Source organism: Prevotella sp. P2-180 (assembly GCF_002251435.1).
Classification (GTDB): Bacteria; Bacteroidota; Bacteroidia; order Bacteroidales; family Bacteroidaceae; genus Prevotella.
The window spans coordinates 156,860-169,605 of the sequence record NZ_NPJI01000013.1 but is presented as its reverse complement, the minus strand read 5'-3'; the positions used below and the strand labels follow the sequence as shown (position 1 = coordinate 169,605).

At 46.8% G+C, this 12,746-nt stretch carries 12 protein-coding genes; 5 read left to right on the top strand and 7 right to left on the bottom strand.

Annotation, left to right across the window (positions count from 1 at the left end; translation table 11 throughout):
- Positions 1-297: 297 nt before the first annotated feature.
- The 4 genes from CIK98_RS01850 to CIK98_RS01835 all read right to left on the bottom strand — a co-directional run bounded on the left by CIK98_RS01850 (position 298) and on the right by CIK98_RS01835 (position 2,845).
- Complete coding sequence (locus tag CIK98_RS01850) at positions 298-1,191, bottom strand: hypothetical protein (protein WP_141210365.1); 894 nt, start codon at positions 1,189-1,191, stop codon at positions 298-300.
- A gap of 63 nt (positions 1,192-1,254) precedes the next feature.
- Positions 1,255-1,701, bottom strand: coding sequence for a DUF6108 family protein (locus CIK98_RS01845; RefSeq protein WP_094382580.1), 447 nt, complete (start codon positions 1,699-1,701; stop codon positions 1,255-1,257).
- Positions 1,702-1,767: 66 nt separating this feature from the next.
- On the bottom strand, positions 1,768-2,328 hold the full coding sequence (locus tag CIK98_RS01840) for a hypothetical protein (protein ID WP_094382579.1): 561 nt from the start codon (positions 2,326-2,328) through the stop codon (positions 1,768-1,770).
- A gap of 16 nt (positions 2,329-2,344) precedes the next feature.
- The gene (locus CIK98_RS01835) at positions 2,345-2,845 is read right to left on the bottom strand and encodes an RNA polymerase sigma factor (protein ID WP_094382578.1); all 501 of its coding nucleotides are present in this window, start codon (positions 2,843-2,845) and stop codon (positions 2,345-2,347) included.
- A gap of 111 nt (positions 2,846-2,956) precedes the next feature.
- Between CIK98_RS01835 and CIK98_RS01830 the strand changes: the two genes are divergently transcribed.
- The 5 genes from CIK98_RS01830 to CIK98_RS01810 all read left to right on the top strand — a co-directional run bounded on the left by CIK98_RS01830 (position 2,957) and on the right by CIK98_RS01810 (position 6,613).
- A complete protein-coding gene (locus tag CIK98_RS01830) occupies positions 2,957-3,571 on the top strand; it encodes a hypothetical protein (RefSeq protein WP_141210364.1) in 615 nt (204 codons plus the stop codon).
- Positions 3,572-3,732: 161 nt separating this feature from the next.
- Positions 3,733-4,572, top strand: a complete 840-nt coding sequence (locus CIK98_RS01825; RefSeq protein ID WP_094382576.1) for a head GIN domain-containing protein — start codon at positions 3,733-3,735, stop codon at positions 4,570-4,572.
- Positions 4,573-4,589: 17 nt separating this feature from the next.
- Positions 4,590-5,105 carry an RNA polymerase sigma factor gene (locus CIK98_RS01820; RefSeq protein WP_094382575.1) on the top strand — a complete coding sequence of 172 codons (516 nt, stop codon included), beginning with the start codon at positions 4,590-4,592 and terminating at the stop codon, positions 5,103-5,105.
- Positions 5,102-5,755 (top strand): hypothetical protein, encoded by a 654-nt coding sequence (locus CIK98_RS01815; protein ID WP_094382574.1) that lies wholly within the window; start codon positions 5,102-5,104, stop codon positions 5,753-5,755. Before CIK98_RS01820 ends, CIK98_RS01815 begins: the two co-directional genes overlap by 4 nt.
- A 12-nt stretch (positions 5,756-5,767) precedes the next feature.
- Complete coding sequence (locus CIK98_RS01810) at positions 5,768-6,613, top strand: hypothetical protein (RefSeq protein WP_141210363.1); 846 nt, start codon at positions 5,768-5,770, stop codon at positions 6,611-6,613.
- 537 nt (positions 6,614-7,150) lie between these two features.
- Here the strand turns inward: CIK98_RS01810 and CIK98_RS01805 are convergent.
- The 3 genes from CIK98_RS01805 to CIK98_RS01795 all read right to left on the bottom strand — a co-directional run bounded on the left by CIK98_RS01805 (position 7,151) and on the right by CIK98_RS01795 (position 12,745).
- Positions 7,151-7,816 carry an ABC transporter ATP-binding protein gene (locus CIK98_RS01805; protein ID WP_094382572.1) on the bottom strand — a complete coding sequence of 222 codons (666 nt, stop codon included), beginning with the start codon at positions 7,814-7,816 and terminating at the stop codon, positions 7,151-7,153.
- 43 nt (positions 7,817-7,859) lie between these two features.
- The gene (locus CIK98_RS01800) at positions 7,860-10,205 is read right to left on the bottom strand and encodes an ABC transporter permease (RefSeq protein ID WP_094382571.1); all 2,346 of its coding nucleotides are present in this window, start codon (positions 10,203-10,205) and stop codon (positions 7,860-7,862) included.
- Between the two features lie 173 nt (positions 10,206-10,378).
- Entirely contained in the window at positions 10,379-12,745 is a 2,367-nt protein-coding gene (locus tag CIK98_RS01795) for an ABC transporter permease (protein WP_094382570.1), read from the bottom strand.
- Position 12,746 lies beyond the last annotated feature (1 nt).

The following is a 12,746-nucleotide window of genomic DNA, read 5'->3' as shown; positions in this document are numbered from 1 at the left end:
TATTAGATTATTTATTCTCATCTACCAGAAAATTGCAGTTCTATGTTGAACTTGCGGGGAAAATATTATATAGATTTGGGTCAAAAACTGTATCCCCTATTTCGCCACTCCAGTCTCCGTGTCCTTCAAGGAGTTGGTGTCGAAGGGTCACACGGACAGGTACATTGGTTCACTCTTTAGGGTCGATGGACCTGTCCCTATTATTCCGTAAAAAACTGTCCTCATCTGAAAGTGGGAATCTCAGATGGGGACAGTTTCAGTTATGTTTTGCTACATTACAGCTATATTTCTGCTATATTACAGTCTGAATCCTAAGCCGATGGTCATCGGGTAGCACTCGGGAGCCTTGGTCTTGTTGAGCAGCGGGGTTACTCCGGCACGGGCGTAGAGCATCACTCCTGAGTAGCCGGCACGGGCTTCAAGGTTCAAGCCGATAGGGTTGAGGTTGATATCGCCCGTTTCTGTATGCTTGTGCTTGCCTATGAAGTAGCGGGAATGCTCGTGCCAGCGGTATTCTACCGATGGGCCAAAAGCCAGGAATGCATCATGGCATCCTGTGCGCTTCTGCCACTCCAGCATGATAGGCAGGCGGAGCACATTGTAGCTGATATAGCTTTTCTTCAGCGTTTCGCCTTCTATCGGAGTCATAGCCGAAACCCCGTTTTCGGTGCTTAATACATAATTGTCCTTGAAATGGTGGTGTACCTGTCCGATGGAGAGGGAGGAGGTGAGCGCCATTTCGTTGGAAAGGCGGAAGCAGAGACTGGTGAGGGTGATGCCCCATTCCCACGACTTGGAGTCGCGACTGTGCATCTCGTTGTTGCCACCCATGCTTCCCCTGCTGCCTGGCAACTGGCTGCAGCCGAAGAAGAAGGTTGGATAATGACTCTCCAGACTGCGCTTGCGCTTGCTCAAAGTCTGAGGGATGAATGGTGAGGTGACAAATACCTTTTCTACTTCCTGACCATCTACGAATTGGGTCTCTGAAATCTTGGTCATCTCGTTGCCGTTCTTCTTATATATCTTCACAGAAGTCTGTTCGCCATCCTGCTTGATGACGATGTTCTGGTCGTTCACTCTGATTGTGGTGTCGTTAGCCTCTGCAGAGGCTGGTGCACTGTTGCTGTTGGTTTCAGCAAGGGCGAAGGCTGGCATCATGGCAGCCATCATCATTACGTTTTTGATATTCATAATACTATATTTTATGTTGTATTTTATTCTTATTGAGAATATTCCAGAAGAAAAATATTGCTTCTATCTTCTGGAATAGCAGAGTTGCATGATATCTTCGGGCGACAGGTCGCCTTCGATATAAATCACGGTTCCCTTGCTTTCATTCGGATTACTGAAGAGGATAAAGCGGTTGTTGCCATTGCTCAAGGGTGCCATCATGTAATAGCCGCTCACCATCTTGCCATTCTCCACCACCTCTTTGATCTTTTTTGCAGCCTTGCGGTCGGACTTCAGATAGTGGGCTATTTCCGTGGCATGGTTCTTATATACCAGGCTCTTGTATATCTTGAGCCTGTAACCTTTGAGTTGCGTATTCTGCATCGTAACCATCTTGCATCCCTTGGCATGCCCGAATCGTTGGAATATGCTTTTTGCGTACAGCCCCTCCTGGGCATTAGCCGAAATCGAGGCTACCACGAAAAGAAGCAGTACGATGAAGAAGCGTTTTATCAAGTTGTATCGTTTCATATTCTATACCTTATTATATATATTATACTTTATAGTTTGATTAATTGTTTCATCTAAAAGATGAATTTATTGTTTCATCATATCCAGGGCACTGAATGGATCTTCGGAATCAGCCGAAACATCTTCCAGGGCATCCAGGGCTTCGTGGTGAACGAATTCATGGTCGGTATAAACCTTTCCATCGATAACCACATAACATTCAGGCTGAGGCTGGGTTATCTTCTGGATGCCCACAATCAGGAATGCGATGATAGCGGCGGCTGCCACAGAAGTGCCTAAATATTTAAGCCATCTGCTGCGAGAAGCTTTCTTATTCAGAAATTCCCATTCTTCCTTCTTTTCGATATTCTCCTTTGCAATAACTTTCTTTTCGAAATTCTCTTCCTTCTTTTCTTCTTTTAGAATTTGAGAAAGATCCATCTGTTCGAATCTGATATAGCAGAAAAGGGCGCGATAGGATTCCCATTCTTCAGGGATATCATTGCCATGCTCTTCGAAATATTTTCTGATCGTTGCCTCTTCCTCATTGGAAGTGGCTCCATCCATATACTTGTCGAGCAGGTCCTGTATCGTCTTGAATTCATCGATATCCTTGAATTCATCGATTCTTTTTATTTCTTCATTCATATTCTTTCCTCCTTCTTTATTTTGTTCTGTTTTGTCTCACGATATTCATATAGGTCTCTCTGATTTTGAGCCGGGCTCGGGAGAGATTCTTTCGGAGATTATCGGCAGAGCATCCCGTTATCTGCATGATTTCATCGGCAGTATAGCCTTCTATCTCCTTCATACGGAATATCTGCTGCTGCAAGGGCGGAAGCTGCGCCACTATCTGTTTGATGAGGTTTACCTCGTCACGTTGCTCTACCCGCCTGTCTTCTATGGCTTCTTCCATCACCTTGTCGGTGGTGAAGTTCCGCTCCTCATGTCGGCACTGGTCATAAAACTTGTTGCGCATGATTGTGATGGCTAACGCCTTGAGGTTATCTTCTGTCTGGATATTCTGGCGCATGTCCCACAGCCTGAGCAAGACTTCCTGCACGAGGTCTTCGGCATTGTCGTCACTCTCAGTCAACCTTAGCGCATACGCTTTCAAGTGGCTGCGCATCGGTAGGATGATATGTTTGAATTCTTCTGTTATCATAACCTTAACACTCTATAGACGTATGAAATTGAAAAATCGGACATCTAAAAAGCCTTTTTTTGTAAAAATAACGCCTAAAAAAGCAAGAAATAGCAGAATGATGCTTTTATTTTGAGTTTCAAGTGGTTGTGGCAGTCGTTGGCTTTAAGTGGCATAGACGAGGAAAAGCGAAGGGGACAGGGTCAGGTCAGTGTCCCGCTTTTGAGGTTATATTTTTGTCTTTTCCTGCGAGACAATGACCTGTCCCGACCTCTCTTCTTGGACGAGATAGGCAACCTCTCCTATCCTCTCCAGGCAGTGCTGACATTTGAAAGTCAGGTGAAGGAAAAACTCGCATCGGAGGATTTCTCCGTACGCGAGACTTCGGCATTACTAAATGACAAGAAAGTGCGTATCATCGCTTTCAGTGACATTCGCAATGAATTGTCGTCGCGCGAACTTGAGTCATGGACAAAGCTCATCCGTGTGTTGACACATGAGATAATGAATAATGTGGCACCAATAACTTCGCTCAGCGAGACACTTGGTAATAAGGCTGATGATGCCGATATAAAGGAAGGTCTGTCGGTAATCAATTCCACCGGCAGGCAACTCCTCAATTTTGTGGATAACTACCGCCGCATGACGCTTATTCCCAAACCTCAACCCAAACTCTTCTATGTAAAACCATTCCTTGAAAGGATGAAGTCCGACACCACATCCACTCTCTTCCGACTCAAATTCTGACCGCAAACGTGACAGCGTGACAGCGTGACATGTGTGACAGCGTGACAAGCGTGACAGCCTTTAAGCTCTAAAAAATGAAAATAAACTCAGTCTTTGGCATTAACTTTTCGACTTTCGTTCGTTATTATAGATAAAGGAACAACAATAAAAGTGATTAGAACATGAAAAAGGTATTATTTATTTTGGCTATTGCCATGTGTATGGGAGCGATTACCGCTCTCGGAATGGACAGAGTGAAGAAGACTGTACCGCTGCCCCAATTTAATAAGGTGATGATCAAAGCTGGCATCACAGTCAACTACGCCCAAGGCTCGAAATACGAATGTATCATCATCGCTTCGCCAAAGGACATGGAGAATGTTAAGGTGGAAGTGAAGGACCAACAGTTGAACATCTCCGTGGAAAGCGAGAAGAAAAAGATAAACGGAGTGACGTTTAGTTCCGCCAAACTCTCTGACGAGGTTGTTGTGAAGGTCACATCACCCGAACTCAAGGTGGCAGAAAGTCTTGGCAGCGGGGATTTTATCGCCACAACAGATATCAAGACGAACGATATTCGTTTCAAGGTAACTGGCTCGGGCGACATCAAACTCAGGAAAGTGACTGCCGACTGGTTGATATTGACCATTTCCGGCTCAGGAGATATTGACCTGCAGCAAGCTAATGCGGAAAAAATCAACGCATCAGTGGCGGGCTCGGGCGACATCGACATCGACAATGTTGCTTCCGTATGCAAAAAGGCTGAACTTTCGGTGGCTGGTTCGGGTAATATTGACGCGACGTTCTCTGACTGCCACGAACTGAAATGCAGCGTAGCCGGGTCGGGTGAGATAGAACTAAAGGGTAAGGTGGTCAACTACAGTTCTTCGATTGCCGGCTCAGGTGAAATTAAGAAGAATGAACTTGTTATAACTGGCAACAGTAGCGAGAGCAACACCAACGGTCGTTCGATTTTACGAAAGAGGCCAAGGACAGTGAACAACATTAATGCAAGACCATAAAATCTCTATATAAAAGGATGACACAAAGCGAGTTTGAGGCAATTGCCATTCAGTTAAGAACTGTGGCACATGGCGTGGCAAGGCAGATACTCTCGTCGGCTGACGATGCAGAAGATGCCGCAGGCGACGTTATGCTGCGCCTATGGACGCTTCATGCCCAGCTCAAGGACGACGACCATGCCCTCAAACTCGCCACTGTCATCTCACAACGTCTTTCAATCGACATCATCAGAAAACAAAAGAAACGCATTTCCATATTTGCCGATGCCGGGGAAGGATTGGCGCAGAAGGCAGGGCAGGAGTCGAATCCTTCGGAGCGAATGGAGCTGGAGGAAGACGAGCGGTGGCTTGTCAGGCAGATGGAGAAGCTGCCGCCAAGAGAACTGCAAGTGCTCAAAATGCGCAAGATGGAACATCGCTCCAACAAAGAGATAGCACGACTGTTAGGCATAGGCGAGGCATCAGTAAAAGTGATGCTGTCCAATGCACGAAAGAAATTGTTTAACGACATAAAAATGAGGAACAGACAATGAAAGATATTGAAAAACTGCTCAAGAGGTTTATGGACGGAGAGACATCAGTGGAGGAGGAAACAGCTCTCACAGATTTTTTCCGTAGTGCCACTGACGAAGACAGACCTGCTAACATCTCGGGGGAAGACTGGGAAACATACAGGACAATGTTCCGCCAGTTTGAGGAGTGGGAAACAGGAGAGCAGGAGTCTCAAATGCACATCGCTGAGACAGTCAACGGGCAAGTCGCCCACGCTCACGGTAACAAGGTGGCATGGCTTTCTGCGGCAGCGGCTGTGGCAGCAATCTTTGTCTTGGCCTTTTTGCTTAATGTCGGCAGAAACAATAGGCAAGTCGTTGCCGAGGCGACACCTTCTGACACAGCAAAAGCCATCATCCTGCCTGTTGACACTTTCAGGGAAGGTAGCGGCAATAATGTCCCATCCTCTCATTCCACGCAAAAGGCAAAACCACAAAAGCAACGCAAATTACCATACGCCCCTCCCGTTCCAAGGAGACTTATTGCACAGGCTACACAAACCAACGGGATTGGCGAGGACAGCATGCGAGTGGCTCTTGAAGAAGCTGAACGTCTGATTAATGCGATGACTGTGTATCAAGAAGTCAGAATAAGTGAGATTTGTAATATTGAATATGAAGAAGAATATTAAAAAAATATTATTATGAAACGATATAGTATATTATTTATTGCCATGACAATTAGCGTTGTGGCATCGGCCCAAGAGAGTATCGAGAAATTGTTTAGTAGCCTCGACGCAAGAGGCGACAAGACGTTGTTGTCTAAGAATCATTATGAAGATAACAACGACAATCCGACCACCTTTTGCAACTACGAGGAGATTGTGATGACAAAGTCAGCCTTCGGCAAACTCGGTGCGACATTTGTCACGACATTCACGAACGAGAAGGATGCATATAAACTATATAGCAAGACACTTCCAAGCTTATTCAAGTCGGAGTTCAGTGTGCCTTACGGTACACAAAACGAATATTCCGTAACCTTTGGTTCACATGCCACCCACAACTATCTCGTCGCCCTTTTCCGCGACAAGAAAAATTCCGATAAGCGCCATGCCTATGCCATCGTGTGGTATGAGAGAGGCAGCGATATAATAATCTTGCATTATCATATCTACGGCAACGACCCAGCCCGAGTCCCACAACAGCGCGTCATCACATACGATGGCAAACAGATAATCGACAACAAAGGATACGTAGTGACAGGATTGGAAAACCTGGAGCCTACCATCAACGACGATCTTGACTTCATGAAGCGTTTCGGCACACTGCGCGCGTCGTTCGTCTCCACCGAAGTTGACAAAACATTGGTACTCTATGGACTCGTGGTAAAGATTGCCGAACTATGCAAGAAGCACGGCAGGTTGCTCACCGACAACGAGCGCGCCACATGCGACAAGAGCCTTTCTGAACTAATAAAAAACTACTCCTTAGGCGACGTATATCTCACAGGCATGCTTGAGGAGGCAAGGATTGCGCTGAAGAAATAGCTAAATACAGTAATAGAAGTTAATAACTCAAGATACTGTTTTGTTAAAACTTTGGAGTAAGATAATGGCTCACCAGTAAAACCCTGTGTTTAACCGAATATCATTTTTAAAACCTTTCATCTATCACTACTATCACTCTTCTATCACTATCTAACTCTCTGTCAGCATGATAGTTAATATGGAAAGTGATAGAAGTGATAGAAGAAAATAAAAAAACACAGTGTGCGCGCGCGTAAGCGCGAAGCAATAACAGTATCTCCTTGCTTGATATAAAGATATAAAGACAGTCGTCTATAAAAATCACGAAAGCTATTTGTAATTGTATCAGGAAAGGGCTTTTGTTTTATATTCCGCAGTGCGGAATGTACGTTCCCCACTGCGGTATGTACATTCCCCATTGCGGTATATACGTTCCGCACTGCGGAACGTAAAACAAACAGGTGTTCGTATAACATCTAAACACTCTTTTTGATGAAATAATTATAGCCTTATATAATTAATTACAGTAGCCTGTTGGATGGCAGAATGATTACTTGATTACTCTTCCATAACCTTCCCATCGAATAGCTTTATGACTCGCTGTGCCATTGAGGCATCGCGGTCGCTATGTGTGACCATGACGATGGTGGTGCCTTCACGATGTAGTTCGGTAAGGAGTTTCATCACCTCTATACCGTTCTTTGAATCGAGGTTTCCCGTTGGCTCGTCGGCAAGGATTATCTTTGGACTGAACACCACGGCACGGGCAATAGCCACACGCTGCTGCTGACCGCCCGAGAGCTGGTGTGGGAAGTGCTTGGCACGGTGACTTATCGCCATGCGCTTCATAATTTCCTGCACCCTCTGCTTGCGCTCCTTGGCGGGAATGTTCAGATATGTCAGTGGCAGTTCTATGTTCTCCTCCACGTTCAACTCGTCGATGAGGTTGAACGACTGGAACACGAAGCCTATCTGCCCCTTGCGCACGTCGGTGCGGTCCTTCTCCTTCAGTGCAGATACTTCATTCCCGTCGAGCCAATACTTCCCGCCCGTGGGATTGTCGAGCAGTCCAAGAATGTTGAGCAACGTTGACTTGCCACATCCCGAAGGACCCATAATAGCCACAAACTCGCCGTCCTTCACTTCGAACGACACTCCATTCAATGCAATCGTCTCCACCTCTTCCGTGCGGAACGACTTTGATAAATTTTCTACTTTAATCATAGTTTTTTTATTTGGGGAGTTATAATGGGGAGTTATAACTCCATTAATTATCTTTAATATGTTTTATCGGATTCTCATTCGCCGCCACCCAACTCTGTATTATTGTCGATAGCAACGAGATGAGGAAGCATACGGCACCGGCAGCAAGGAATATCAACGGCGAGAGCGTGATACGATAACTGAACTGAGAGAGCCAGTCGCTCATGAGATACCATATCACTGGTATGGCTATGATGAAGGCTATTGCCACATAAGCGAGGAACGTGCGGATGAGCTTGCGGCACACCTGCGAACTCGACGAACCAAACACCTTTCTCACGGCTATCTCCTTCTGACGCTGCTGAATGAAATAGGTGGACATGGCGACGAGCCCCAACAACGACACAAGCAATGCCATTGCTGCAAAAAGAGAGACGATATGCGACAAACGGATTGACTCCGTATAATATGCCGATATTTGCTGGTCGATAAATGGGTACTCGTCGGGCATGTCGAAGTTATACACCTTTTTATATATGTTCTTAATCTGGTCTAAAGACTCAATGGGATTGCCAGTGATGAGCACGGAGAAATTCCACGGATATTTTATCTTGTCCACGATGAAAATCAACATTGGATGTGTCGCCTCCTCTATATTATGTATATGGAAGTCGTTGAGCACTCCGCAGGCATGCGAGTTGATGTTCGCGCTCTTGTCGCCCAAGATAGAGGTCCAACGGAGTTCGTGTAACTCGTTACCCATCTCGCGTAGCGTCTGTTCCGTCACGTACAGCTTTATGTTGCTGCCGTCGGTGTTCTCTTTCTTCGGTTTCAGTCCATATATCTCCAAGAAGTTACGGTCGCCAAACAGCAGTTGCAGGCTCACGGTTTTCTTAGAGTCCAAAGTCATGGTAGAGTTATTGCCGCCGTCGCTTGGCGTACCCATAGACGCGCTCACGAGTTTCACACAGGCAAGTTTCTCAACCTCCTTGCAGAAGGTTGATGCCTGAATACTGTCGCCTCGATTTCCTATTACCACTACGTTGTCCTTGTTGAAACCCATCGGCGCGCTGATAATGTGGTGCATCTGCAGCGACATGGTCAGTGCCACGGCTATCATCACGATGGTTATCACGTTTTGCAAGACGATAAACACTCGGCTGAACACCATCCGCGTATGATGGGCAAATGTACCTCGTACAACCTCTATCGGCTCTGCCCTCGAAATCACCACGGCGGGAAAAACACCAGCCGCAGCACCAAGCAGCAGGGCGAAGAGCAACAAGCCACCAATACTGAGGGGAGTGAGTGCCTCGGCGAGCAAGAGCTTTGTTTCGAGCAACTGTGAGAAGAACGGAGCAAAGGCTGCTGCAAACAACAGACTTAGTGCAAGAGAAAAAAGACATAGCATAATGCTCTCAGACATCAATCTTCTGACAATGCCACTGCGATGACTGCCAAGAAGCCTTCGCATAGCCATCTCGCGCGAACGCCGGCCCGACTGCGCCACCGTGAGGTTGATATAGTTGAACACGGCAAACAGCAATACCACAAGACAAGAGGCGAACAACATCTTTACGAGTTTCAGACTGCCGCGCGAGGTATGCCGATTGCAGTCTCGTATCTCCGTGAAATACTGCTCGGAGAAGGGCAAGACAATAGCTTTCGCCTCCATGTCCTCCAACTGGTATATCCAAAAGAACTCCTTGAAATACTGTGTTATGTCGGCAGCCTTCGCCCCAAAGTCGGTGTTCGGCTTTGCCAATACATAGAGGTCTGAACCCACGGCATTGTTCAGTCCCTTGACAAGACTTTCGTTCGATACATGCTCGAAGCGGCAAACGAAATCCGCCTTCTGCAACGAACTGTTTTCCATCTCCTTCATCACTCCCGTCACCTTTAGCACCTTGTCATAATAACCCAACTTCAAGTGCTTGCCTATCGGGTCGCTGTCGCCAAAGAGCTGACGGGCAAGGTCCTCAGTCACCACGCAGTCATCCTTCCCTCGCAGCACACTCTGTCGGTCACCCTTGACAAGAGGGAAGTCGAACATTTGGAAGAACGTGGAATCCACATACAACCCATATTTCTTCACCAACTGGTAGTCGTTGATATAAATCAATGTCTCGTCCCTTGCCACACCGCAAGTCATCTCAATCTCCGGGTAGCGACTCTTAAGGTATGGTGCCACCTGTCGCGACACACCAATCACCCGGTCGTCGCCGCCCATGTCGATGCCCAACGTGTATATCCTCTCCGCCTTGGAGTGCTGCCTGTCCACGCTATATTCCTGCCACACATACACGCCAATCAACATGACGAACATCAGCGAGACTGAGAGTCCGAAGACGTTGATGGCGGTATATACCTTGTTTCTTGATAGAAACGTAATATAAGACTTAATGTTCATAACTGTTTTTTTTGGGGGGAGTTATGATGGGGAGTTAATGGGAAGTTATGTGGGGAAGTTAAAATAGGCCAATACTTTTCTGCGCTGATTGTCTTCTGCGCATAAACATTTGGCTCCTCATAACTCCTCATCATAACTCCCTATCATAACTCCTTATCATAACTCCTTAACTCCTAATTGTCCTTTATATGTTTTATCGGATTCTCATTAGCTGCCCTCCAGCTCTGCGCCATCACTGCGGCAAAGGATATCAAAAGGATTATCGTTCCTGACACTGCTATCCAGGGCCACCACGTGATGCGATAGGTGTATCGCATAATCCATTCGCTCATGAAATACAACACTATGGGCACGGAGATGATGAAGGCTATCATTACATACATGAGGAATGTGCGCACAAGTCGGCGGCGCATCTGAGCACTCGTGGAGCCAAACACCTTGCGTACGGCTATCTCCTTCTGTCGTTGCTCGATGAAATATGTTGACATAGCTATCAAACCGAGCATGGAGATGAGTATGGCGATGAGGGCAAACAGGGTGACAATGCGCGAAGTGCGGATCTGAGCCTCAAACGACTCCTGCACTTGTTTGTCGATAAACTGTGCCTGCTCTGCTCCTAAATCCTCATGGTATATCTTGTGGTAGAGTCGGGCAATCTCGTTGTATCCATCCTCAAGGTCGCCTTCCATCAGAATGTTTATGTCCCAACTATTTTCCAGCTTATCCACCACTGAGATAAGCATAGGACGAGGTTCATACTCGATACTGCAAATACGGAAATCTCGGAATGTGCCGCCATACTGCTCATCGGGATTGTGACCCATCAATTGTATTGCCTTCAATGTCTTACGCGGGTCGCGTATTGATGCCGATGCCTTCACGTCGTTCTCCATCCGTTGGTTCATGTAGAAATGCCCCGGTTTCGGCTTTGTGCCATCCGTAAGTTGGATGTCATAGATGTCGAAGAACTCCTTCTCAACGTTGAAGTGCTGAATACGCATGTCAATGAATCCCTCGCTACCCACAATGGTCTGATTGTTGCCACCATCGGCAGGTGTACCCTTCGACGGCGATGCTATTTTAACGCACGACAGTTGCTTCAATTCCTGTATGAAACTTTCAGGCGACGACACACGGCCAATCGTCAATACGTTGTCTTGCCTAAAGCCCAAGGGTGCATCCACCAAATGCTTCAACTGCATAACCATTATTATCGAACAGGCGAGCATGGTGATGGTGATAATATTCTGCACCACTATGAACACTCTACTGAACACCATCTTCGTCTTATGTACAAACGTGCCGCGGACAATCTCCATCGGTTCCACCCTCGATGCCACCACAGCCGGAATGACTCCCGACACAACGCCCGTCAACACAAGCACTGCAAAAATAATTGCGATAGCCAAAGGACTGAACAGCAGCGACATATCCACCTTCGTGCTGAGCAATCCACCAAAACTATCGGCGAAAGCCAAGGTGAGCAATAAGGCAATGACAAAGGCAATGCCACAGAGCAATGTGCTCTCGCCCACGAAACGCATGGCAATCTCCCGGTGCTGAGCTCCAAAGAGTCGGCGTGCAGCCATCTCGCGGGCACGCTTTCCCGACTGCGCCACGGTAAGGTTTACATAGTTCATCACTGCAAAAAGCAAGATAACCAAAGCCACTGCCGCAAGAATCCTCACCAGCATGATGTCGCCATAGCGCAATGTACCGTTGCCCTCTGCTGTGGAGAAAAACACATCCTTGTATTTCATTGTGTAAGGCTCTACATACAATTCCTCGTCGGGCTTTTGCTCTGCGAAATATTTCCAGAATGATTCATAACAATCCAACAGTTCCTTCTCTCTTCCTACAAATGACTTTCCATCGTGCATCTTCAGGAAGACACTGCATCCAGACATATTAACGATGTTCTTCAAAAACGCCTCATCGGTGTTTGCATAGTTGCCATAGCGTTGCAGATCGTAGTTCACCACAAGGTCGGGATTGTCGAAGATTCTGCCTTTCAGGTCTTCCATCACTGCCGTGACCCTCAGTTTCAGAGAGTCGTTGTATGTTATCATTCGCCCGACAACATCCGTCTCACCAAACAGTCGCATGGCAAATCTCTCGCTCACCACGGCTGCATCCTTTGTTTCAAGGCATCTCTTGGCATCGCCTTCCTTCAGTGGATAACCAAAGAACGTGAAGAACGTGGAGTCGGCAGTAAGCGTTTGGGCACGAAGACGCTCATCGCCCTTTTTCACCAGCAATTCCATATTGCTCACGCCGCACACCGACTCTATCTCGGGAAACGACTTCAATAGTTGTTTACCCACATAATGGTGTGTGCCGATATACTTCTCGCCGGCGAAATTCATTCCTATCACCTCGATGCGCTCACTGTCGGGCAAGTCGCGAGTCACCCGATATTCCTGCCACACATACACGCCAATCAACATGACGAACATCAGCGAGACTGAGAGTCCGAAGACGTTGATGGCGGTATAGACCTTGTTTCTCGAAAGAAACGTAATGTAAGACTTAATGTTCATA

Bases quoted from the DNA above. Each gene is read 5' to 3' on its own strand.
- CIK98_RS01850 (WP_141210365.1), bottom strand. From the start codon at position 1,191: ATGAATATCAAAAACGTAATGATGATGGCTGCCATGATGCCAGCCTTC.
- CIK98_RS01845 (WP_094382580.1), bottom strand. From the start codon at position 1,701: ATGAAACGATACAACTTGATAAAACGCTTCTTCATCGTACTGCTTCTT.
- CIK98_RS01840 (WP_094382579.1), bottom strand. From the start codon at position 2,328: ATGAATGAAGAAATAAAAAGAATCGATGAATTCAAGGATATCGATGAA.
- CIK98_RS01835 (WP_094382578.1), bottom strand. From the start codon at position 2,845: ATGATAACAGAAGAATTCAAACATATCATCCTACCGATGCGCAGCCAC.
- CIK98_RS01825 (WP_094382576.1), top strand. From the start codon at position 3,733: ATGAAAAAGGTATTATTTATTTTGGCTATTGCCATGTGTATGGGAGCG.
- CIK98_RS01820 (WP_094382575.1), top strand. From the start codon at position 4,590: ATGACACAAAGCGAGTTTGAGGCAATTGCCATTCAGTTAAGAACTGTG.
- CIK98_RS01815 (WP_094382574.1), top strand. From the start codon at position 5,102: ATGAAAGATATTGAAAAACTGCTCAAGAGGTTTATGGACGGAGAGACA.
- CIK98_RS01810 (WP_141210363.1), top strand. From the start codon at position 5,768: ATGAAACGATATAGTATATTATTTATTGCCATGACAATTAGCGTTGTG.
- CIK98_RS01805 (WP_094382572.1), bottom strand. From the start codon at position 7,816: ATGATTAAAGTAGAAAATTTATCAAAGTCGTTCCGCACGGAAGAGGTG.
- CIK98_RS01800 (WP_094382571.1), bottom strand. From the start codon at position 10,205: ATGAACATTAAGTCTTATATTACGTTTCTATCAAGAAACAAGGTATAT.
- CIK98_RS01795 (WP_094382570.1), bottom strand. From the start codon at position 12,745: ATGAACATTAAGTCTTACATTACGTTTCTTTCGAGAAACAAGGTCTAT.